Here is a 22617-nt window from a genome sequence, read left to right on the forward strand (position 1 = left end):
TTGCAAATGATAAGGGCGGGGCTGGACGAACCAGCCCCGCCCTTCTACTTTGCATCGCAACATAAGAAGACGGCCAGATACCGAAGGCGCGTCTCGACGGGATTGCATGACGATGACAGGAACGATCAGGACGATCGGCGTGATCGGCGCCGGACAGATGGGCGGCGGCATCGCGCATGTCGCAGCCATGGCGGGCTATGGCGTCAAGCTCTACGACATCTCGTCGGACCGGATCGAATCCGGCATCGCCACGATCAGCGGCAACCTCGCCCGTCAGGTCTCGTCCGGAAAACTGGAGGAGCCGCTTCGCCAGAAAGCGCTTGCCGCCATTGCGCCGGCGGCCGAATTGCAGGACCTGGCCGATTGCGACCTCGTCATCGAGGCGGCCAGCGAGGACGAAACGATCAAGCGCAAGATCTATGCGCAGCTTTGTCCGCTCCTCAATCCCGAAGCGATCCTGGCGACCAACACGTCGTCGATCTCGATCACGCGGCTTGCCGCGCAGACGGATCGGCCCGAACGCTTCATCGGCATCCATTTCATGAACCCGGTTCCGGTCATGAAGCTCGTCGAGCTTGTTCGCGGCATCGCGACCGAGGATTCGACCTTCGAAAGCGCGCGCGACTTCATCAACAGCCTCGACAAGACGATCACCGTGGCAGAAGATTTCCCTGCCTTCATCGTCAACCGCATCCTGTTGCCGATGATCAACGAGGCTATCTACACGCTCTATGAGGGCGTCGGGTCCGTCGAGGCGATCGACACGGCCATGAAGCTCGGCGCGAATCATCCGATGGGACCGCTTCAGCTTGCAGACTTCATCGGCCTCGATACGTGCCTGTCCATCATGCAGGTGCTCTATGACGGGTTGGCGGATTCGAAATACCGCCCCTGCCCGCTCCTGGTGAAATATGTCGAGGCGGGTTGGCTCGGCCGCAAGGCCGGACGCGGCTTTTACGATTATCGCGGCGAACATCCGGTGCCGACGCGCTAAAATTAGGCAACCCTAAATTGTGGCATTTCAGCCACCGCGTCGAATTTCAGTCATCATCACGTCACAGTTTACTCTTGATTGCGCAACTTTCTGACATCCTCTCCGTTGCTGCGTCGTTCTCACTGGAGGGATTCCCTAATGAAGCGCATTTTAATTGCGGGCTTTGCCTCGCTTGCTGCCAGCACCGCGATGGCTGCTGACGTGATCTACCAAGAACCAGCTCCGATGCCGATGAATGTGGTATCGGGCGTTAGCTGGGAAGGTTTCTACGCCGGTGTTCAGGCCGGTTACGGATTCGGTTCCGCCGGGGATGTATCGATCTCGCCATTCACCTTCGGTCCGCTGATAACGGCTTTCACCCCGCTCGGTGATCCGGCGGGCTCCAGCATCGCACGGGCGAGCGACTTCTCCGACGGCTTCGTCGGCGGTGCACATATCGGTTATGACTGGCAGCGCGGAAACATCGTCTTCGGCGGCGTCCTCGACATCAACTACACGGATGTCAGCAGCGTCGAGAGCATCTTCTCCCGCTCGCCGGCCGAATACACGTTCGTACGTGATATGAACTATATGGCGACGTTGCGTGCGCGTCTCGGCTACACCTTCGCCGACAACCGCTGGCTCGCCTACGTCACCGGTGGTGCAGCCTATGGCGATTTCGACATCGCCTACATTCAGGGAGCCGCCTCGCCTGCGTCCTTTACCACCAGCGGCGATACCGACAGCTTCGGCTACACGGTCGGTGGCGGTTTGGAGACGATGCTGACCGACAATCTGTCGATCGGCGTCGAGTATCTCTACACGCGCTTCAGCAACGACTTCCAGGCGAACCTGACGGGCGGCCCCTTCGGCGGTCCGGGCAGTGCGAACCCGGCACCCGGCACGACGCTGGAGCCGTCGGATTTCGACTTCCACACCGTCACGGCAAAGATTTCGTACCGCTTCTGATCGCGGGACGACATTGCAACAGCGAAAGGCCGGCGTTCAGCCGGCCTTTTTCATTTCCGATTCCATCCGGGCCGCGACGCGGTTGCGACCCGCCGCCTTCGCCTCGTAAAGCATATGATCCGCTGTCGAGAACATTGCGCGAAAGGTCGTTTTCCCGACGAAAGGCGCGCAGCCGATGCTGATCGTCAGGCGATGCATCGTGCCGCACGGCATCTCGATCGGCATATTCTCGACGGCGCGCCGGATTCGGTGAGCGATCCCGACCGCCTCGGCGGCGGTGACACCGCGCACCATGACGGCGAATTCCTCCCCTCCCACGCGACCCACCAGATCGCCCTGCCGCACGCATTGGCGGATGACCGTCGCGATCCGCACGAGCGCGACATCGCCCCGGTCGTGGCCATACGTATCGTTGATCTGCTTGAAATGATCGGCGTCGATCATCAACAGCGCGCCTTGCGCGGCATCGCCGCTGTGCTGCATCGCCTTTTCGACATGCGCGACCAGCGCACGCCGGTTGAGGCATTTCGTCAGATGATCGGTTGATGCGAGTTCGGCAAGCTGATGGTTCGCACTCGCCAGCTCCCGCATCTTGAGCGTCAGGTAGAAAAACAGCGGCCCCGCGAGGATGATCGGCAAAACCGCGGCGCTGATCAAACCCTGTCGCAGGGCATCATCGTCGAAATTGCGAAACGCGATCCAGTTATAGGTCAGCGAAATGGCAAGGCAGCCAAGCGTGCCGCAGATCGTCCAGCGCGCAAGCATCGATGCGCCGCGTCTCGATATCCGGCTACGCGCGGATGGGGGCATACTGTCCAAGCCGTCCCTCCTCCAAGTCAGCTTTTCCCGATTTTTAGTCGCCGCGAATAAAGATTCGGTTAGACGAAGCGCCCGTTTTGTCGGGACCTGTCCATCTTCCTGTTAAGGCAGTGCACAAATGGCGATTGCCCAGGCTTTACAAACGCAAAGCGAGGTTGGAATATCCCGCCCAATCCGGGCTCGATCCAGATCCGGGCGTAAACCAGACTCAGGAACACTCTCCAAAGGGAGGCATAGCATATGTCCAATTTCCGCAAGATCTTTGCTGCTTCGGTGGCAGGCACGGCCCTGCTGGCAGCCGGCGCCGCATCCGCGCAGGAAGAGATCAACGTCGGCATCATCCTCGGCTTCACCGGCCCGCTCGAAAGCATCACGCCGGGCATGGCCGCAGGCGCAGAGCTGGCTTTCTCGGAAGTCAATGAAAGCGGCCTTCTGCTCGACGGCTCGACGTTGAACCCGATCCGCGCCGATTCCACCTGCATCGACAACGCTGCTGCGACCGCTGCTGCCGAGCGCCTCGTGACGACCGACAACATCGCCGCCATCATGGGTGCCGACTGCTCTGGCGTGACGATCGGCATCGTCAATGCCGTCGCCGTACCGAACGGCGTCGTCATGATCTCGCCATCGGCGACGTCGCCTGCGCTGACCACGATCGAGGACAACGACTACTTCTTCCGCACCGCACCGTCGGATGCACGCCAGGGTGAAGTTCTGACCGAAGTCCTGACCAGCAACGATATCTCGTCGGTCGCCGTTTCCTACACCAACAACGACTACGGCAAGGGCTTCTCCGACGCCTTCGTCGCGGCCTTCGAGGCGGCCGGCGGCACGGTGACGATCGCCGCTCCGCATGATGACGGCAAGGGTGACTATTCGGCCGAAGTCGGCGCGCTCGCGGCGGCCGGCGGCGACCTTCTCGTCGTCCTCGGCTATGTCGACCAGGGTGGCGTCGGCATCATCCGCTCGTCCGTCGATACCGGCGCGTTTGATCGCTTCGCGCTCGGTGACGGCATGTACGGCCAGAGCCTGATCGACGCGATCGGCGACGATCTCGAAGGCACGCTCGGCGTTCTGCCGGGCGCGGAAGGCGAAGGCTCCGAGCTGTTCGCCGGCCTTGCCGAAACTGCCGGCTTCGACCCGACCAGCTCCTACACCGGCGAAAGCTACGACGCGGCGGCGCTGATCGCGCTCGCCATGCAGAAGGCCGGCTCGGCCGACCGCACCGCGATCCGCGACGCGATCCTCGAGGTCGCCAACGAGCCGGGCGAGCCGATCCTGCCGGGTGAGCTTGCCAAGGGCCTCCAGATCCTCGCCGATGGCGGCGACATCGACTATGTCGGCGTCACCAATGTCGAGCTGATCGGCCCCGGCGAAGCTGCCGGCACCTACCGCGAGTACATCGTCGAGAACGGCGAGTTCAAGACTGTCGGCTATCGCTGATCTTCGGCAAGTCGTGTAAGATTATGGCCCGGCGATAACCTCGCCGGGCCATTTTCGTTCAAAATCGTCGCACTCACGAGACTGTTTGAGTCCCGCTATCGACTTTTGGGTTTTCAATCGCTATTGGCGCTCCCACGAATTGCGGGGCGTCAGGCCGTAGCCTTGCAAATCCGGCGCGGGGGAGCGTCAGGGACCGTTGCGAGAGCCGATGCGCAAACGCGCATGACGGGCTGCCGTATCGGATTGCACCCCTTGCGACGGCACAATCAAGAAAAACGCGGCCAAGGGGAATTGCATGATCAAAGTGGACGATCTGCATATGCATTTTGGGGGCATCAAGGCGGTCGATGGCGCAAGCATCGAAATCGCCAAGGGCTCCATCACCGGTCTCATAGGCCCGAACGGTGCCGGAAAGACCACGCTCTTCAACGTCATCGCAGGTCATTACAAGCCGACATCGGGTACGGTCTGGCTCGACGGCGAGGACATCACCGGCATGGCGCCGCACGAGCTTTTCCACATGGGATTGCTGCGCACCTTCCAGATCGCGCACGAATTCTCGACGCTGACCGTGCGCGAGAACCTGATGATGGTGCCGCCGGCCCAGCCCGGCGAAATGCTCGTGGATGTGTGGTTGCGGCCGGGCAAGGTTCGCGAACGCGAAATCGAAGTGCGCAGGCGCGCCGACGAAGTCATCGAATTCCTCGAGATCAGCCACGTCGCCGACGAACTGGCCGGCAACCTCTCCGGCGGCCAGAAAAAGCTTCTGGAACTTGGCCGCACCATGATGGTCGACGCCAAGATCGTCTTTCTCGACGAGGTCGGCGCGGGCGTCAACCGCACCCTTTTGAACACGCTCGGCGATGCGATCATCCGCCTCAACAAGGAACGCGGCTACACGTTCTGCATGATCGAGCACGACATGGATTTCATCGGCCGTCTTTGCGACCCCGTCATCGTGATGGCGGAAGGGCATGTGCTGGCCGAAGGCACCGCCGACGAGGTCAAGGCCAACGAGCAGGTCATCGAGGCCTATCTCGGTACGGGCCTTCGCGAAAGGCCGAAGAAGGGAGCCGTCCAATGAGCTTCCTGATCGGTGAGAACATGACCGGCGGCTACGGCGGCGCGGACATTCTCCACTCCTGCACCATCGCCGTCGAGAAAGGCGAGATCGCCGTCATCGTCGGCCCCAACGGCGCGGGCAAGTCGACCGCCATGAAGGCGATGTTCGGCATGCTGGGCCTGCGCGAAGGCCAGGTGCGCCTCGGCGAGACGGACATCACCACCCTGTCGCCGCAGGATCGCGTGAAGGCAGGAATGGGCTTCGTGCCGCAGACCTCCAACGTTTTCGTCACGATGAGCGTCCAGGAAAATCTGGAAATGGGCGCCTATATCCGCACCGACGATTTCTCCGACACGATGGCGCAGGTCTTCGACCTGTTCCCGATCCTGAAAGAGAAGCGCAAGCAGCCGGCGGGCGAACTGTCAGGCGGCCAGCGCCAGCAGGTCGCGGTCGGCCGCGCGCTGATGACCCAGCCTTCGGTCCTGATGCTCGACGAGCCGACGGCGGGCGTTTCGCCGATCGTCATGGACGAACTCTTCGACCGCATCCTCGACGTCGCCGCCACAGGCATCGCCGTCATGATGGTGGAGCAGAACGCGCGTCAGGCGCTCGCGATCGCGGATCGCGGCTACGTGCTCGTTCAGGGTCGCAACCGCTTCACCGATACCGGCGAAGCGCTTCTCGCCAATCCCGAGGTTCGCGCCTCGTTCCTGGGAGGTTGACGATGGATTTTCTCAATGCCCTCGTCATGTTCGCCAATTTCGTGTTCCTGCCGGGTCTGGCCTATGGCGCGCAGCTCGCGCTCGGCGCGCTCGGCATCACGCTCGTCTTCGGCATTCTTCGCTTTTCCAATTTCAGCCATGGCGACCTGATGGCCTTCGGCACCATGATCACCATCCTGGTGACCTGGTGGCTGATCGGCGCCGGCATCACGCTCGGGCCATTGCCGACCGCGCTTCTGGCACTGCCGATCGGCATTGTCGGCGCAATCCTCATGTCGCTCGCCATCGATCGCCTCGTGTTCCGCTTCTATCGGCGGCAAAAATCGGCTTCGATCGTGCTGGTCATGGCCTCGGTCGGTGTCATGTTCATTCTGAACGGCATCGTCCGCCTCATCATCGGCCCCAACGATCAGCGCTTCGCCGATGGCGAACGCTTCCTGATCACGGTGCGCGAGTTCCGTGAATGGACCGGCCTTGCCGAGGGACTGGCGATCCGCCTGCCCGTCGCGATCACGGTCGTCGTCGCGGTCGTCGTCGTCATCGCCCTGTTCTGGTTCCTCAACTATTCGCGCACCGGCAAGGCCATGCGCGCCTATTCGGACAATGAGGATCTGGCGCTTCTGTCGGGCATCAACCCGGACAAGGTCGTGCGGGTGACGTGGATCATCGCGGCGGCGCTGGCGACCATCGCAGGCGTGCTCTACGGCCTCGACAAGAGCTTCCGCCCCTTCACCTACTTCCAGCTTCTCCTGCCGATGTTCGCAGCCGCGATCGTCGGCGGCATCGGCCAGCCGATCGGCGCGATCGCGGGCGGCTTCGTCGTCGCCTTTTCGGAGGTGACGCTGACCTACGCCTACAGGCGGGTGCTCGAATATATGGGCTTCCAGCCTGAAGGGCTCGTGCAGCTCCTGTCCACCGAATACAAATTCGCGATCTCCTTCGTCATTCTGGTGATCGTCCTTCTCATCCGGCCGACCGGCATATTCCGCGGGAGAGTGCTGTGAGCAATCGCAACCGCATCATCGTTCTCTACAGCGCCATGGCGGCGCTGCTCCTGATCGTCGGCTTTTTCCAGAGCTGGACGCTTGCCGTCACGATCCTGAATTTGTGCCTGATCTCCGCAATCATGGCTCTCGGGGTCAACATTCAGTGGGGCTATGCCGGCCTGTTCAATGTCGGCATCATGGGCTTTGCCGCGCTCGGCGGCCTTGCCGGCGTGCTCGTCGCGATGCCGCCCGTTCCCGGCGCATGGTCGGCAGGCGGCGTCGGTATCGGCCTGTCGGCGATCGCGCTGCTGGGCACCATCGGGCTGATCGTGCTGGTGCGTTCGCGCATTCGTGGCAAGCGGGGCAACGCGATCGCGATCCTGATCGCCGTTGTCGGCTATTTCGTGATCCGCCATTTCTTCGATCCGGCCGTAGCCGCCATCGAAAGCTATGACGCCGCGCGCACCGGCTATCTCGGCGGCCTCGGCCTGCCGATCGTCCTGTCGTGGTTTGTCGGCGGCCTTTTTGCGGCCGGTGCGGCATGGATCGTCGGAAAGGTCGCACTCGGGCTTCGGGCCGACTATCTGGCCATCGCCACGCTCGGCATTTCCGAGATCATCATCGCCATCATGCGCAACGAGGAATGGCTCACACGCGGCGTCAAGAACGTCGCCGGCCTGCCCCGCCCCGTCGCCTACGAAGTGCAGTTGCAGCAGCAGCCATGGTTCCTCGACCTCGCCACGACGCTGGGAATGCACCCTGCCTTCGCCTCGTCGCTCTATGTGCGCGTGTCCTATGCGCTCCTGTTCGCGGTCGTGCTGATCATCATCATGTTCCTCGCCGAACGGGCCCTGAACTCGCCCTGGGGCCGCATGATGCGCGCCATCCGCGACAACCGCGACGCCGCCGCCGCGATGGGCAAGAACGTCACCAAACGCCATCTCCAGGTCTTCGTCCTGGGCTCAGCCGTGGTCGGCGTCGCCGGCGCGATGCTGACGACGCTCGACGGACAGTTCACGCCCGGCCAGTACCAGCCCCTGCGTTTCACCTTCCTGATCTGGGTGATGGTGATCGTCGGCGGGTCCGGCAACAATTGGGGCGCGGTCCTCGGCGGTTTCCTGATCTGGTTCGTCTGGGTCGAGGCGGAGCCCGTCGGCGGCTGGCTGATGTCGGTCCTGACCTCGGGTCTCGGCCCCACGAACGCGCTCCGGCTCCATCTCGTCGACGCCGCACCCTATATGCGACCGCTGATGATGGGCCTCATCCTGCTGCTGTGCCTGCGCTTTGCACCGCGCGGGCTGATCCCCGAGCGCGTCTCACGCGCCAGGCACTGACACGAAAAAGGGCGGCATCGAGCCGCCCTTTTGTTTGAGTGACTTGAGCGGTTTTAACGTCGAGGAATAGATTCCTGTGACGAGCACAGGAATCCATGCCTCAACCGTCCCACCTGCACCACGGCGCCGAACTCTCTCAAATCGCCGCTTCGATCAGCGCCTTCGCGTCCTCGCTCGCCCATTCGGCCGGCCCGTTCATGTGGCCGAGCAGGCAGCCGTCGGCATCGACCAGCAGCGTTACCGGCAGGCCGAGCGCCAGGTTGCGGCGGCGAAGTTCGTTGAAGATCCCGAGTGTGTTGTCGCGGTAATAGCCGAGCGAGGCGACGCCGATCTCGTCGAGAAACGCGGTCGGCTTCTCGTCGTCGCCGGTATCGACATTGACGGCGACGACCTCGAACGTCTCGCCGCCCATTTCGTCCTGCAACTCGTTCAGCGCCGGCATCTCCTCGCGGCACGGCGCGCACCACGTCGCCCAAAGATTGACGAGCGTCACCTTGCCGATATCGCTGAGTTGCATTCTTGTGCCCTGCGGGTCGTTGAAGGCGAGATCGCCGACGAGGCGCGGCGGATCGGCCGGCAGCATCGCCGCCACTTCACCTGTGATCAGCGGGTCGAGCAGTGCGACCTTTTCGGTCTTCGCCTCACAGGCGGCGGCAGCGGCGGGATCGACTGCGGCAGTCGCGGGAGCCTGCTCGTTGTTGCCAGATGGCCCGCCCATCACGTATACGCCGAGCGCACCGGCCAAAACGCCGGCGACGGCCGCGAGCCCGATCAGCCGGCCCGTCGGAAGGTTCGATTGTCCATTAGCCATAATCTGTCTCCGGGGACGCGGAATATCACGATGAGCGAAAAGAAGGCCAGCAACCAGATGTGGGGCGGACGATTTGCCTCGGGTCCAGCCGCGATCATGGAAGCGATCAACGCCTCCATCGGCTTCGACAGGAAGCTTTACGCGCAGGACATCCGCGGCTCGCTCGCACAGGCGGACATGCTGGCAGAGCAAGGCATCATCACGACCGAGGACCGCGACAAGATCGTTGGCGGCCTGAACCAGATCAAGCAGGAAATCGAAGCCGGCACGTTCGAGTTTTCGGCGCGCCTCGAAGACATCCACATGAATGTCGAGGCGCGGCTCGCCGACCTGATCGGCCCCGCCGCCGGACGGCTTCACACGGCCCGCTCGCGCAATGACCAGGTGGCACTGGATTTCCGCCTTTGGGTGAAGGAGGAATTGCAGCGCCTCGATGCCGCGCTGACCGGCCTGATCGACGCATTCCTGACCCGCGCGGAAGAACACGCCGCGACCGTCATGCCCGGCTTCACCCATCTCCAGACCGCCCAGCCCGTCACTTTCGGCCATCACTGCATGGCCTATGTCGAGATGTTCGGGCGCGACCTGTCGCGCGTGCGCGATGCAATCGAGCGCATGGACGAATCGCCGCTTGGCGCAGCCGCCCTTGCCGGCACCGGCTTTCCGATCGATCGCCAGATGACGGCGAAAGCGCTCGGCTTCCGCGAACCGACCCGCAACTCAATCGATACCGTGTCCGACCGCGATTTCGCGCTCGAATTTCTGTCGACCGCGTCGATCTGCGCGACGCATCTGTCGCGTCTAGCCGAAGAGATCGTCATCTGGTCGACACCGCAATTCGGCTTCGTGCGCCTGTCCGACCAGTATTCGACCGGCTCCTCCATCATGCCGCAGAAGAAGAACCCGGACGCCGCCGAACTCATCCGTGCCAAGACCGGCCGCATCAACGGCCACATGATCGCGCTTTTGACGGTCATGAAGGGCCTGCCGCTCGCCTATTCGAAGGACATGCAGGAAGACAAGGAAGCCGTATTCGACGCGGCCGAAACGCTCGACCTGATGGTCGCCGCCATGACCGGCATGATTTCCGACATGACCGTCCAGAGCGCCGCGATGAAGAAGGCGGCCGGCTCCGGCTATTCCACCGCGACCGACCTTGCCGACTGGCTGGTGCGCGAAGCGGGCCTGCCCTTCCGCGAGGCGCATCATGTGACGGGCCGCGCCGTCGCGCTGGCGGAGGAAAAAAAGGTGACGCTCGACCGGCTGTCGCTCGTCGACCTGAAGGCCATCGACGAGCGCATCACCGACGACATCTTCTCGGTTCTCTCCGTGCAGGCGTCGGTGAAAAGCCGCACCTCCTTCGGCGGCACCGCTCCGCAGGAAGTGCGCCGCCAGATAAGCTACTGGCGAAAGCGTCTGAAACAGGATGCAGGCCGCGCCAAACTTCGCTAAAGACGAACATCAATCGCATCGATCCGGACGAGGCTCATGGCATCAGGCAGGTTTTTCGCGTCGCTCGCACTCGTGATGGCAGTATCCGTCGCCGTTTCGGCCTGCGGTCGCCGCCCCGGCTCGCTGGACACGCCCTATCAGGCGGCAATCGACGCCCGTCAGGAAGCTGCCGACAACGACCAGCCCTTGCCGCCGGAGCCGACACCGCCGGTCGCCGATCGCCCGTTCATCCTCGACCGCCTTCTCTAAAGAAGCATCGCCCGTGAACCATTTCGATTATCGCAACGGTGTGCTGCATGCCGAGGACGTATCCGTGCTCGACATCGCGGCCGAAATCGGCACGCCATTCTACTGCTACTCCACTGCCACGTTGACGCGCCACTATAAGGTCTTCGCGGATGCCTTCGCGGACATGGACGCACTCGTCTGCTACGCGATGAAGGCCAACTCCAACCAGGCGGTCCTGAAGACGCTCGCAAATCTCGGCGCAGGCGCCGACGTGGTCTCGGAGGGCGAATTGCGCCGCGCGCTGGCGGCCGGCATCCCCGCGCAAAGAATCGTGTTTTCCGGCGTCGGCAAGACCGCGCGGGAGATGGATCTCGCGCTTTCCGCAGACATCCATTGCTTCAACGTCGAATCCGAGTCCGAACTCGAACTCCTGTCCGAACGCGCGCAGATGGCCGGCAGGACCGCGCCGGTGTCGCTGCGAATCAACCCGGATGTCGATGCGAAGACCCACGTGAAGATTTCGACCGGCAAGGCCGAGAACAAATTCGGCATCGCCTGGAAGCGCGCCCGCGCGGCCTATGCGCGCGCCGCCGAACTGCCGGGCCTCAAGATCATCGGCATCGACACCCATATCGGCAGCCAGATCACCGAACTCCAGCCGTTCGACGATGCCATCGCGCTGCTGATCGACCTCGTCGGCCAGCTCAAAGCCGACGGTCATGCGATCGAGCATGTGGATATCGGCGGCGGGCTGGGCATCCCCTATCATTTCGACAACCAGCCCCCGCCCTTGCCGGACGCCTATGCCGAGACGGTTCGCCGCCGCCTGAAGCCGCTCGGGCTCAAGGTGATCTTCGAACCCGGACGCCTGATCGCCGGAAATGCCGGCATTCTCGTCAGCCAGATCATCTATGTGAAGGAAGGCGAGGCGAAGAACTTCCTGATCGTCGATGCGGCGATGAACGATCTCGTGCGGCCGACGCTTTACGATGCGTTCCACGAAATCCGTCCCGTCGTGGAACCGGGCATGGAGGCCGCGCGCATGATTGTCGACATCGTCGGCCCGGTCTGTGAGACCGGTGACTATCTCGGACAGGCTCGCGACCTGCCGGCGATGAAAGCGGGCGACCTGATCTACGTAGCGACGGCCGGCGCCTATGGTGCGGTCCAGGCCGGCACCTACAATTCGCGCCTTTTGGTGCCCGAAGTGTTGGTTTCCGGCGATCGTTTCCATGTCGTGCGCCCGCGCCCGACCTATGACGACCTGATCGGCCTCGATTCAGTGCCGGACTGGCTGGAATAGCACCCGCATTTCACGATTTGGTGGCCGGCCTCGCCTTCGCCGCGTTTGCTGTTATCCTGCCCGGTGAACGCAAGGACGGCGAATGGCATTTGAGCGCCTCAGATTGAGCGAACTTTTCAGGCCGGGCCGCATCGTCGGCCTGCGGCGCACGCGGCTCGCCACGCGGGCGACGATCCTGACCGAACGCCTCTGGCCGCTCGTCCTGCCCCTGTTGACCGTCATCAGCCTGTTCGTCAGCCTTTCATGGCTCGGCGTTTTCCGTCTCCTGCCGGATTGGCCACGCCTCATCCTCGTCGCGCTTTTCGCCATCGCTGCCATCGCCGCGCTCTGGCCGCTGCGCGCCATGCGTCTTCCGTCATCCAGCGATGTCGACCGGCGTATCGAAACCGCCAATGCCCTGCGCCACGCGCCGCTCCGCAGCCAGGACGACCGGCTTGCGGGAGATGCGGACCCATTTGCCGCCGCGCTCTGGCAGGAGCATCGCAAGCGCCTGTCGGCGCAACTGACCGGCTTGCGCGGCCAGCTTCCGCACACGCGCATTCCCGAGCGCGATCCATGGGCGCTGCGCGCCATCGCGCCGCTCCTTCTGGTCGTCGCCTTCGCCTATTCGCTCGGTCCCGGCGGCGGCTCGCTGGGCGATGGCTTCCGCGCTGCTGCCGGGCCGCAATCCGTTCCCCCGCGCATCGACGCATGGGTCACGCCGCCGGCCTATACCGGGCAGGCGCCGCTCTATCTGACGGCCGAGGCGAACCGCGAGCAATCCATGTTCACCGTGCCGCAAGGGTCCAATGTCGCGGTCCGCGTCATGGGCGGCTCCGGCTCGGAGCAACTCGTTTTTCTCGATGCCCACACCGCCGCCGAGACGGCGCTTCAATCCGAGACCGTAACGGAGACGACGCCCCGCCGCGGCACGACGGCCGCCGCAAGCCAGTTCTCCGGCGTGCTGGACGCGGACGGGCTCCTCTCCTTGAAACGCGGCGCGGAAGGCGACGACATCGCGTCATGGTCGTTCAACGTGACGCCCGACGATCCGCCCGTAATCAACCTGACCGACGAGCCGACGCAGGCAGCCAACGGCACGTTGCAGTTGAACTACGAGGTGAGCGACGATTACGGCGTCGCATCGGCGCAGGCGCTCTTCGAACCTGCGGACGCGGTGGAAAACGCACGCCCGCTCTACGACGCGCCCGAAATGCGCCTGACGCTTCCCCGCCGCAGTGGCGAGGACAACGCCGCGCGCACCTCGCGCGACCTGACTGATCATCCGTGGGCGGGAACGCTTGTCGAGATGGTGCTGGAGGCTGAGGACGGCGCGGCACAGACGGGTCGAAGCGAACCGACGCGCTTCACCCTCCCCGAGCGCCCCTTCCGCAATCCGCTGGCGCTCGCGCTCATCGAACAGCGCCAGATACTGGCGCTCGACGCCAACGCCAAGCCGCGCGTCGTGGATCTGATGGATGCGATCACGTTGCGCCCCGAGGACACGATCCCGGAACTGACGCATTATCTCGGCATCATGGCGGCCCGCTCGCGGCTCGATGAAGCGCGCACGGACGACCAGTTGCGCGGCGTGGTCGATTATCTGTGGGAAATCGCCGTCACCATTGAGGACGGTGCGCTGAGCGATGCCGAACGACGTCTGCGCATGGCGCAGGAAGCCTTGCAGGAAGCGCTCGAGGACGGCGCGTCCGACGAGGAGATCGCCGAACTGATGGCCGAATTGCGCGAGGCGATGCAGGAGTTTCTGCGTGAATTCGCCGAGCGCGCCATGCAGAACCCGCAATCGGCCATGCCGATGCCGGATGACATGCAGCAATTGAGCCAGAGCGATCTGGAGCGGATGATGGACCAGATCGAGAACCTCGCCCGGTCCGGCGCGCGCGACGAAGCGCAGGAACTCCTGTCGCAGCTTCAGGACATGATGAACAATCTGCAGGCCGGCAACCAGCAACAACAGCAGGGCGGCGGCGAGCAGAGCGAAATGAACCAGCAGCTCAACCAGTTGGGCGAACTCATGCGCCGCCAGCAGGAACTGATGAACGAGACCTTCCGCATGCAGCAGGGCGAACAGGTCGAGCCGGGTCAGGGCGGCCAGATGTCGCCCGAGGACTTCGCCGACGCGATGCGCCAGCTACAGGAGGGACAGGGTCAGATTCAGCAGGATCTTCAGGCGATGATGGAGGCGCTGGAAGGCATGGGGCTCGAGCCCGGCGAGGGCTTCGGCGAATCCGGCGAGGCGATGGGCCGCGCCGGCGATGCGCTCGGCGAAGGCCAGGGCGAACGCGCCGTCGGCGAGCAGGGCCAGGCGCTTGAGGCGCTGCGGCGCGGCGCGCAGGACATGATGCAGCAGATGCAGCAGGCCATGGAAGGCGAAGGCGGCGGCCAGCAGCCGGGCGGACGCAGCCGCCAGGGCGCCGACCGCGACCCGCTCGGCCGCCCCCGCGCCACGACCGGCCCCGATTTCGGCGACACCGTCCGCGTTCCCGACGAGATCGACGTCCAGCGCGCGCGGCAGATTCTGGAATCCATCCGCGAGCGGCTGGGCAATGCGCTCAGCCCCGAATTGGAACGCGATTATCTGGAACGGCTGCTGGAGATGCGGTGAGAGAGGTTACGCTGCGCCTGTCATGAACGGCGAGGCATGGATTCCTGTGCCGAGCACAGGAATGACGGCATTAAAAGTTGATGCCAATCTCACACGGCTAAGATTTTCTTTGCCGACTCTACCATCGTCATTCCTGTGCTCGTCACAGGAATCCATGCCTCGACGCAGGCACCAGAACGACTTGCGTTTAATGCATCAGCGCGCGCGATACCGCCGAGCGGATATCGGCGAGCGTAAACGGCTTGTCGACGACATCGAGCACGACGCGTTCGAGATCGCTCGCCCGCTCGCGCTGGTCGGCGTAGCCGGTCATCAGCAGGATGCGCAGCGCCGGGAAGGTCGCTTTCGCCTCTTTCGCCATTTCGATGCCGTCCATGGCCGGCATGCGGATGTCTGACAGCACGAGATCGTAAGCCCCCGCCTCGCGGGTCAGAATCTCAAGCCCCTCCATCCCGTCTTCCGCGATTTCGACCAGATGCCCGTCGACCGCGAGCGCGCGCGCCGTAAATGCACGGACCGAGGCATCGTCCTCGACGACCAGAATGCGCTTCATTCCGCATCTCCCTTGACCACGCCCACGAAAGGCAGTTCGCGGAAGGCGTGGGCGACATCCATGCCGTAGCCGACGACGAAATAGTCGGGACACTCGAAACCGGTGAAATCGGCGTCGAGATCGGTCTGCCGGCGCATCGTCTTGTCGAGCAGCACGGCGATGGAAACGCTTTTCGCGCCGCGCGACATCATCAGTTCGCGCGTGAATTTCAGCGTCTTGCCCGATTCCAGAATGTCGTCGATCAGGAGCACGTCGCGCCCGGCGACCTCGTTGTCGATGTCGCGCAGCACCCGCACTTCGCCGCTCGTCGTCCCCGCGCCGTAGCTGGAAATGAAGATGAACTCCACTTCCGGCGACAGTCCCGTATCGTGCATGGCGCGGATGAGATCGGCGGCGAAGATGAACGAACCCTTGAGGATCGAGATGACCAAGAGGTCCTCGTAATCCCGCTCGGCGATTTCCTTGGCGAGTTCGAGATTGCGCCGGGCGATGGCCGAGGCGGAATAGAGAACTTCGATATCCTTGCCGCGGACGACGGGCATTAGCGGCTTCCTTCCTGAAACGTGATCGATACGGATGCGACGCCGTTTGCCGGAGCGTCGAGACGGCTGGAAAACCCGTAATTCGCGCCCGGCGCAAGGGGGGAACGGTCGGTTTCCAGATAATAGCGCGTGGTCGCCCCGCCCGTTTCCATCACAGCAATCGTGATCGGCGGCACGGGCAGCGCGTTCGCGCCATGGTTTCGCACCGAGCCTTCGACGAGCAGATGCGCGTTGCCGTCGGCGCGCAGAAGGCGGCTCGTCACATCCTCGATCTGCAGCGCCTGCGCCGGTGCGTTGCGGATGGTGGCGGCCAAGGGCTCCAGTACGAGCCGGTGTCCTCCCGACATCCAGAACGCAAGGAAGACGGAGAGAAGGCAGGTCGACCAGAATAGAAGCGGGCTGGCCTTGCGGCCTTTCAGTGTCTGGCTTTCGCCGTTCTCGACGGAGCGCGTCTCTGCCGCAACAGGTTCCTCGACGGCCCGGCGCGCGGTCTGCACGTTTCCCGCCTCAGGGATTACCTGCCCGGAGACGAGCCTGCTATGATCGGGAACGCCCTGCATGGCGATGAGACAGCTCCTGCCGGTTCTTTGTCCTGAACTACCCGCTAATCGTTAAAGCTTCGCTTGATCGGTCCCGATACGCCAGCGCAGGCGGCCTGCGAATTTGGACGTGGGACCATGACACGCTGCCATCTTGCGACGAATGAGAGATCGGCATGGAAAACTACGAGATCGTTTTCGTGATGGTCGCCGTCATCGTCTTTATATGCCTCTGCGTTCTTGCCTGGATGGACCGCCACAGCGATCGCCTCAACTATCGTTTCTCGCGGCATCGGCGGCGCGCGCCGGCATGGCTTCGGGAGATACACAGGAACGGCGAAAGCGGCCGACGCGACGACGATGAAGGCAAGCCTTAGTTTTTTAACCCCCCGTTAACTATGCCGGACCAAGGTTGAAATCTCGCCTGCCTCGTGCGCAGTTCTGATTCCGGTGAAGGTCGGTGCGGTGATCCATTTCGAAAATGTCGGCTTGCGCTATGGGATGGGCACGGAAGTGCTGCGCGACGTCTCGTTCCATGTGCCGGCGCGCTCCTTCCAGTTCCTCACCGGACCGTCCGGCGCGGGCAAGACGACGCTTTTGCGCCTGCTTTTCATGTCGCTGAAGCCCACGCGCGGCCTCATCACCGTTTTCGGCAAGGATCGGTCCCGAATCTCGGCGCGTGACCTGCCGGCCATGCGCCGGCGCATCGGCGTCGTGTTCCAGGATTTTCGCCTGCTCGACCATATGACGACCTATGAGAACGTGGCGCTGCCCCTGCGGGTGCGCGGTCGCGACGAATCCAGCTATCGCCAGGACGTGATCGAGCTTTTGAAATGGGTCGGGCTGGGAGAGCGCATGCATGTTCTGCCGCCCGTCCTTTCCGGCGGCGAGAAGCAGCGCGCTGCGATCGCCCGCGCGCTGATCGAGCAGCCGGACATGCTTCTGGCCGACGAGCCGACCGGCAATGTCGATCCGCCGCTGGCGCGTCGCCTGCTGCGTCTTTTCATGGAACTGAACCGGCTCGGCACGGCCGTCGTCATCGCGACCCACGATCTCACGTTGATGGATCAGGTCGATGCGCGGCGCATGGTTCTGACCGGTGGCAGGCTCGACATCTATGACTGAGATCGCCGAACCGGCCGTCGCAATGCCCGCCCGCCGCATGAGGCGCGCGCCCACTCCGATCGTCCCGGTGCAGAACGTTGCCGGCACGGCGCTCGTCGTCGTCATCGCCATCATGACGTTCCTGTCCTGTCTGACGCTCGGCGCGGTCACGCTGGTAAGGGACGCATCGAGCGCCTGGCAGACCGAAATCTCGCGCGAGGCGACGATCCAGATCAAGCCGGCCGACGGCATCGATATGGAAACCTCGCTGCTTGCCGCCCAGCGCATCGCGGCAGGTTTTGCCGGCGTGCGTTCCGCATCCATCGTTGACGAGGCCGCAACCGCGCGCCTGCTGGAGCCGTGGCTCGGAACCGGCCTCGATCTCGATGAACTGCCGGTGCCGCGCCTGATCGTCGTCACCATCGATCCGCTCGCCCCGCCGGACTTTCCGACCATGCGAGCCCTGCTGTCCGGCGAGGTGCCCGGCGCCTCGCTGGACGATCACCGCACATGGGCCGACCGGCTGGTCGCGATGGCGAACACGACCGTGGCGATCGGCCTGTCCATCCTTGCCCTGATGCTGGCGGCGACCGTGCTCACCGTCGTCTTCGCAACGCGCGGCGCGATGGACGGCAACGGCCACATCATCGAAGTCCTGCATTTCGTGGGCGCGGAAGCGCGCTTCATCGCGGGCGAATTTCGGCGCCACTTCCTGTGGACCGGCCTTAAGGGGGCCGCGATCGGCGGAGCCGCCGCCATCGTCGTCTTCATCGGATTTGCGATCTGGTCCTCGGCAAATCTAGCGACACCGGAGGGCGATCAGGCGGCCGCCCTGTTCGGCAATTTCGCGATCGGCCCCACCGGCTATCTGGGCGTGGCGCTGGTGGCCGCCACCGTCACGATCTTGACCGGCGCGACGACGCATTTGACGGTCGCCGGCTATCTTTCCGAACTCGACGGACGCCAGAACGCCTGACGTTTAGCGCCTTCGATGGAAATCTTTTGTGTGTTCGCGCGTTTCGGGGCACTACCTTAGTGAGGATTCGCCGCGCAAAGGCGTGCGGCGCGAAAATTGTGGTGCTCAAGGACATGCGAGGACGCAGCGCGTATGAATTAAAGCGCGACACGGCAAGGCGGGGTCTGCCGGCGCTGGTTCGCGCCTCGATCATCGTGGTTCTGTGCCTCGGCTTCGTGTTCGCGGGCGGCTTTCTGGTGTTCGCAACCCATGTCGGACGGCTGGAGACGCCGGCGGACCCTGGCAGCGCCGATGCCATCATCGTCCTGACCGGCGGCGTGGCACGCCTCGACGCCGCGGTTCAGCTCCTGCAGGAGGGACGCGGCAAGCGGCTGCTCATTTCCGGCGTGAACCCGGTCGCCCGCCCGCTCGACATCCAGCGCGCGACCGGCGCCGACGGCGACCTCTTCACCTGTTGCGTCGACATCGACCGCGACGCGCTCGACACGATCGGCAACGCCGCCGAGAGCGCCAAATGGCTCGAGCAGAACGCGTTTCGAAGCGCGATCGTCGTCACCAACAATTATCACATGCCGCGCAGCCTTCTCGAAATGGGCCATGCGCTGCGCAATGCACGGCTCACGCCCTATCCCGTCGTGACGAACCGGCTCGACGGCGGCCAGTGGCTGGGAAGCCGCAGCGCGCTGCGGGTGTTGTTCACCGAATACACCAAATATCTCGCGGCTCTGGCGCGCACCACCGTCCTGCCGCCGCGCGCGGGCAATCCGGCTTCGGTCGTCGTGGAGGCGGGAGCGACGCCTGACTCGGTGGAGCGCTGAAAAGACTAGACCGGCATTTGCCTTTGCGGCGCCATCGTGTAACCAGCGACGGCCTGAAACAGTGCGAGCCCGCCAGATGCTGCAAATCCGTTCGCTGGCCTTCAACGTGGCCTTTTATGCGAGCCTGATCGTCCAGATGCTCGTCTGGACGCCGATCTACTTCTTCCTGCCGCGCCATCTGGCCTGGTTCGTTCCGCGCGCATGGTCGCGTTCAAGCCTGTGGCTGATGAAGGTGATCGCCGGCACGCATCAGAAGATCGAGGGCGTCGAGAACCTTCCGCAAGGCGGATACATCCTCGCGCCCAAGCATCAGTCGCTGTGGGACACGATCTCTTTCTTCCCGTACATGGCCGACCCTGTCTACATCCTGAAACGGGAGTTGATGTGGATTCCGTTCTTCGGCTGGTATGTCGGCAAGATGAAGATGATCCCGATCCATCGCGGCAGCCGTTCCAAGGCGCTGCGGCAGGCCGTGAAAGTCGCGCGCGAGCGCATGGCTGAGGGCCGCCAACTGATCGTCTATCCCGAAGGCACCCGCCGCCCGCCCGGCGCGGAACCGGCTTATAAATACGGCATTGCCGAGCTTTATGCGCAATTGAACGTGCCGGTCATTCCAGTCGCCCACGTCGCCGGCCTTTATTGGCCGCGCCGCAAGTTCCTGCGCTACCCCGGCACGATCCACGCGAAGTTCCTGCCCGCCATCGAGCCCGGCCTGGAAAAGGAAGTGTTTCTCGAACGCCTCGTGCGCGAGACGGAAGCGGCCTGCGACGAGCTTCTGATCGAGGTCGCGCGCGACCCGAAGGGACCGCCATTGCCGCAGACCGCTCTGGACCGGCTCAAGACGCTCGGCGTCGAACCTGCACCACGATCTACCTGATTCGCCTCGCGACGTTTTCGAGCCACTGATCGCGGATGCCGAGCGCATCCAGATGCGCGACGGTGTTGAGGACATATTCCTCGTTCGGACCCGACACGCCGACCGCGCCATTGACGGCCAGCGCGGCATGCTCGGCATCGAGTCGCCCGGCATATTGCGGGTGGCCGCGATCGACCACATAGGTCAGCGCCTCGACCATCGGCCCGTTTTCGAGCCGCACCGGCAAAAGGCGTTCGTGATAGACATTGGTAACGAGTTCGCGCTCGCGCAGATAGGTCGTGACCTCGTCGCGCAGCGCATCGGGCACGCGAAACGCCATGCCGATGCAGGAGCCTCCACGGTCGAGGCCCAGCACCAGACCGGGCCGCTCGGCGGTGCCGCGATGAATATGCGAATGCACGCATAGAGCGCGCCGGTATCCGTGAAGCCGCGCCCGATGCGTCTCGGTATGTGCAAAGCCCGGCCGCCACATCAGCGAGCCATAGCCAAAGACCCAAAAATCGCCCATATCGCCTTGGAACTGTTGATCGCCGGTCGAGCCGGCCGGAACTGGGTAGCGAGGCAGACCGCATGGCGTCAAGACAATCCGGGGGCAGTTCGGTTCGCCGCTTCGTGTTCCTTCTGATCGCCATCATCGTCGTGATTGCCGGCTACACCTATGGCTGGAACTATGCAGCCGACCGGCTCGTCACCGAAGCCAATGCCCGGGTCGCAGCGATCAACGCGGGCGGCCGCCGTGCCAGTTGCGAGAATGCGGAGGCGCGCGGCTACCCCTTCCGCATCGGGCTGTTCTGCCGGTCCGTCATGTATGTGGATGCGCCGTCCGGTGTCGCCATCCGCGCCGGGGCCATGCGCACCGCCGCGCAGGTCTACCAGCCAAACCGCATCGTCGGTGAACTGGACGGCCCGGCCATCGTCGAATTTCCCGGCCTCAACGCGCAGGAAGTGACGTGGGAATCGCTGCAATCCTCGACGCGCCTGACCGGCACGCGCCCGGACATTCTCTCCATGGTCGCGACCAACATCGCGATCGGTCCCGATTCGGCGCCCGCCGGCCAGCGCCCGGCAGCGTCCGCCGACAGCGCCGAGTTCCACATGCGCCCGGCAGGCAGCGGTCGCGACATAGCCTGGCGCTTCGAGCGCCTCTCGCTCGACCCGGTATTGCTTGGCGACGGCACGCTGCCGCTCCTGAGCGGCGAGGCCGATGTGAACTTCCCCGTCGACCCCTCCCCGGCCTTTTCGGGAAGCGGACTGCGAGGCCTCGGCGCAACCATAAATTCGATGGTGCTGCGGACCGCCGGCAACGAAACGGCGGCACGCATCACGGGGCCGATTTCCATCGACGAAGCAGGACTCATCGATGCGCAACTGACGATGTCGCTCGAAAACCCGCAGGTCTTCGCGCAGATCATGGCCGAGTTCTTCCCCGCCGCCCGCGACCAGATCCGGATCGCCTTCATGGGTGTCGCGATGCTCGGCGACACGCCATCCATGCCCGTTCGCATCGAGAAGGGCGCGGTCTCGATCGGCTTCCTGCGGCTGGGCAACATCCCGCCGGTTTGAGGCCTAGCCGCCCTTCGGCTTCGCTGCCTGACGGCCGAAGTCCGGCACATCGACCTCCTGACCGGCATCGATGATCGAACGGCGGATGTGGCGCGTGCGGGTGAACAGGTCGAAGAGCTTGTCGCCGTCGCCCCAGCGGATCGCGCGCTGCAGCGAGGCGAGGTCTTCGGAAAACCGCGCCAGCATTTCGAGGATCGCGTCCTTGTTGTGCAGGCACACATCCCGCCACATGGTCGGATCGGACGCGGCCAGACGGGTAAAATCGCGAAAACCCGACGCGGAATATTTGATCACTTCGCTTTCGGTGACCGACTGGAGGTCGTCGGCCGTGCCCACGATGTTGTAGGCGATGATGTGCGGCAAATGCGAGACGATGGCGAGCACCATGTCGTGATGCTGCGGGTCCATCGTGTCGATGTTCGACCCGCATGCGCGCCAGAAATCGGCAAGCTTTTCCAGCGCGGCCGGATCGGTGCCTTCGAGCGGCGTCAGGATGCACCAGCGATTGGCGAAAAGTTCGGCAAAGCCGGCATCCGGTCCGGACTTTTCCGTACCCGCAAGCGGGTGGCCGGGAATGAAGTGCACGCCGGCCGGAATATGCGGACCCATTTGTGCGATCACCGACGCCTTGGTTGAGCCGACATCGGTGACGATTGCGCCCGGTTTCAGCGCGTCCTGGATCGCCATCGCCACGGATTCGGACGCCCCAACGGGTACGGAAACGATGACGAGGTCGGCATCGCGCACCGCCTCGGCGGCATCGGCGAGATAGCTGTCACCCAGCCCCAGTTCCTCGGCGCGTCGCAGCGTGTCGGCGCTTCGCGTGGAAACGACGAGATGGCCGGCCAGCCCCTCGCGGCGGATGATGCGCGCCAGCGACGAGCCGATAAGGCCGATGCCGACAAGCGCGATACGTTCGAAATGCGGTTTCGTCACG

23 protein-coding genes are annotated in these 22617 nt (G+C 63.8%); 16 read left to right on the forward strand and 7 right to left on the reverse strand.

Annotated features, from left to right (window positions below; translation table 11 throughout):
• Nucleotides 1-112: 112 nt before the first annotated feature.
• Nucleotides 113-994, forward strand: a complete 882-nt coding sequence (locus tag GTW25_RS16530) for a 3-hydroxybutyryl-CoA dehydrogenase (RefSeq protein WP_252913378.1) — start codon at nt 113-115, stop codon at nt 992-994.
• Nucleotides 995-1132: 138 nt separating this feature from the next.
• Nucleotides 1133-1942, forward strand: a complete 810-nt coding sequence (locus GTW25_RS16535; protein WP_252913317.1) for an outer membrane protein — start codon at nt 1133-1135, stop codon at nt 1940-1942.
• Nucleotides 1943-1978: 36 nt separating this feature from the next.
• Here the strand turns inward: GTW25_RS16535 and GTW25_RS16540 are convergent, their stop codons facing one another.
• Nucleotides 1979-2752 (reverse strand): GGDEF domain-containing protein, encoded by a 774-nt coding sequence (locus tag GTW25_RS16540; protein ID WP_252913379.1) that lies wholly within the window; start codon nt 2750-2752, stop codon nt 1979-1981.
• Nucleotides 2753-3001: 249 nt separating this feature from the next.
• Here GTW25_RS16540 and GTW25_RS16545 point away from each other — a divergent pair, with 249 nt between their 5' ends.
• From GTW25_RS16545 to GTW25_RS16565, 5 genes are all read left to right on the forward strand, one after another.
• Complete coding sequence (locus GTW25_RS16545) at nt 3002-4204, forward strand: ABC transporter substrate-binding protein (protein WP_252913318.1); 1203 nt, start codon at nt 3002-3004, stop codon at nt 4202-4204.
• A 295-nt stretch (nt 4205-4499) separates the two neighbouring features.
• Nucleotides 4500-5288 carry an ABC transporter ATP-binding protein gene (locus GTW25_RS16550; protein WP_252913319.1) on the forward strand — a complete coding sequence of 263 codons (789 nt, stop codon included), beginning with the start codon at nt 4500-4502 and terminating at the stop codon, nt 5286-5288.
• Nucleotides 5285-5989: an ABC transporter ATP-binding protein gene (locus GTW25_RS16555; RefSeq protein WP_252913320.1), complete on the forward strand. Its 705-nt coding sequence runs from the start codon at nt 5285-5287 to the stop codon at nt 5987-5989. The genes GTW25_RS16550 and GTW25_RS16555 overlap by 4 nt, the downstream gene beginning before the upstream one ends.
• Before the next feature lie 2 nt (nt 5990-5991).
• Nucleotides 5992-6993: a branched-chain amino acid ABC transporter permease gene (locus GTW25_RS16560; RefSeq protein WP_252913321.1), complete on the forward strand. Its 1002-nt coding sequence runs from the start codon at nt 5992-5994 to the stop codon at nt 6991-6993.
• The gene (locus GTW25_RS16565) at nt 6990-8309 is read left to right on the forward strand and encodes a branched-chain amino acid ABC transporter permease (protein WP_252913322.1); all 1320 of its coding nucleotides are present in this window, start codon (nt 6990-6992) and stop codon (nt 8307-8309) included. The genes GTW25_RS16560 and GTW25_RS16565 overlap by 4 nt, the downstream gene beginning before the upstream one ends.
• 136 nt (nt 8310-8445) lie before the next feature.
• Here the strand turns inward: GTW25_RS16565 and tlpA are convergent, their stop codons facing one another.
• On the reverse strand, nt 8446-9120 hold the full coding sequence (gene tlpA / locus GTW25_RS16570) for a thiol:disulfide interchange protein TlpA (protein ID WP_252913323.1): 675 nt from the start codon (nt 9118-9120) through the stop codon (nt 8446-8448).
• Between the two features lie 30 nt (nt 9121-9150).
• On the opposite strand from tlpA, the gene argH reads away from it, so the two are divergent.
• The 4 genes from argH to GTW25_RS16590 all read left to right on the forward strand — a co-directional run bounded on the left by argH (nt 9151) and on the right by GTW25_RS16590 (nt 14708).
• Complete coding sequence (gene argH / locus GTW25_RS16575) at nt 9151-10572, forward strand: argininosuccinate lyase (protein WP_252913324.1); 1422 nt, start codon at nt 9151-9153, stop codon at nt 10570-10572.
• A 36-nt stretch (nt 10573-10608) separates the two neighbouring features.
• Complete coding sequence (locus GTW25_RS16580) at nt 10609-10821, forward strand: hypothetical protein (RefSeq protein WP_252913325.1); 213 nt, start codon at nt 10609-10611, stop codon at nt 10819-10821.
• Nucleotides 10822-10834: 13 nt separating this feature from the next.
• Nucleotides 10835-12103, forward strand: coding sequence for a diaminopimelate decarboxylase (gene lysA, locus GTW25_RS16585; protein ID WP_252913326.1), 1269 nt, complete (start codon nt 10835-10837; stop codon nt 12101-12103).
• Nucleotides 12104-12185: 82 nt separating this feature from the next.
• Nucleotides 12186-14708 (forward strand): TIGR02302 family protein, encoded by a 2523-nt coding sequence (locus GTW25_RS16590; RefSeq protein ID WP_252913327.1) that lies wholly within the window; start codon nt 12186-12188, stop codon nt 14706-14708.
• Nucleotides 14709-14895: 187 nt separating this feature from the next.
• Here GTW25_RS16590 and GTW25_RS16595 read toward each other — a convergent pair whose 3' ends face one another.
• Genes GTW25_RS16595 through GTW25_RS16605 form a run of 3 tightly spaced genes read right to left on the reverse strand, consistent with a single transcriptional unit; the run spans nt 14896 to nt 16363 of the window.
• Nucleotides 14896-15261: a response regulator gene (locus GTW25_RS16595; RefSeq protein WP_252913328.1), complete on the reverse strand. Its 366-nt coding sequence runs from the start codon at nt 15259-15261 to the stop codon at nt 14896-14898.
• Nucleotides 15258-15803 (reverse strand): hypoxanthine phosphoribosyltransferase, encoded by a 546-nt coding sequence (gene hpt, locus GTW25_RS16600; protein ID WP_252913329.1) that lies wholly within the window; start codon nt 15801-15803, stop codon nt 15258-15260. The genes GTW25_RS16595 and hpt overlap by 4 nt, the downstream gene beginning before the upstream one ends.
• Entirely contained in the window at nt 15803-16363 is a 561-nt protein-coding gene (locus GTW25_RS16605) for a hypothetical protein (RefSeq protein ID WP_252913330.1), read from the reverse strand. The genes hpt and GTW25_RS16605 overlap by 1 nt, the downstream gene beginning before the upstream one ends.
• A 444-nt stretch (nt 16364-16807) precedes the next feature.
• Here GTW25_RS16605 and ftsE point away from each other — a divergent pair, with 444 nt between their 5' ends.
• From ftsE to GTW25_RS16625, 4 genes are all read left to right on the forward strand, one after another.
• Entirely contained in the window at nt 16808-17467 is a 660-nt protein-coding gene (gene ftsE, locus GTW25_RS16610) for a cell division ATP-binding protein FtsE (RefSeq protein WP_252913331.1), read from the forward strand.
• Nucleotides 17460-18422 carry a cell division protein FtsX gene (locus GTW25_RS16615; protein WP_372493212.1) on the forward strand — a complete coding sequence of 321 codons (963 nt, stop codon included), beginning with the start codon at nt 17460-17462 and terminating at the stop codon, nt 18420-18422. The genes ftsE and GTW25_RS16615 overlap by 8 nt, the downstream gene beginning before the upstream one ends.
• A 113-nt stretch (nt 18423-18535) precedes the next feature.
• The gene (locus GTW25_RS16620; protein ID WP_252913332.1) at nt 18536-19240 is read left to right on the forward strand and encodes a YdcF family protein; all 705 of its coding nucleotides are present in this window, start codon (nt 18536-18538) and stop codon (nt 19238-19240) included.
• 76 nt (nt 19241-19316) lie between these two features.
• On the forward strand, nt 19317-20117 hold the full coding sequence (locus tag GTW25_RS16625) for a lysophospholipid acyltransferase family protein (protein WP_252913333.1): 801 nt from the start codon (nt 19317-19319) through the stop codon (nt 20115-20117).
• Here the strand turns inward: GTW25_RS16625 and GTW25_RS16630 are convergent.
• Entirely contained in the window at nt 20110-20625 is a 516-nt protein-coding gene (locus tag GTW25_RS16630; protein ID WP_252913334.1) for a gamma-glutamylcyclotransferase, read from the reverse strand. The two genes, GTW25_RS16625 and GTW25_RS16630, sit on opposite strands and share 8 nt — an antisense overlap.
• Nucleotides 20626-20687: 62 nt before the next feature.
• On the opposite strand from GTW25_RS16630, the gene GTW25_RS16635 reads away from it, so the two are divergent.
• A complete protein-coding gene (locus tag GTW25_RS16635) occupies nt 20688-21680 on the forward strand; it encodes a DUF2125 domain-containing protein (protein WP_252913335.1) in 993 nt (330 codons plus the stop codon).
• 3 nt (nt 21681-21683) lie between these two features.
• On the opposite strand, the gene GTW25_RS16640 is transcribed toward GTW25_RS16635, so the two are convergent.
• Entirely contained in the window at nt 21684-22616 is a 933-nt protein-coding gene (locus GTW25_RS16640) for a prephenate/arogenate dehydrogenase family protein (protein ID WP_252913336.1), read from the reverse strand.
• Between the last annotated feature and the right edge of the window lies 1 nt (nt 22617).

Origin of the sequence: Aliihoeflea aestuarii, assembly GCF_024105665.1 — a bacterium.
Lineage (GTDB): Bacteria > Pseudomonadota > Alphaproteobacteria > Rhizobiales > Rhizobiaceae > Aliihoeflea > Aliihoeflea aestuarii.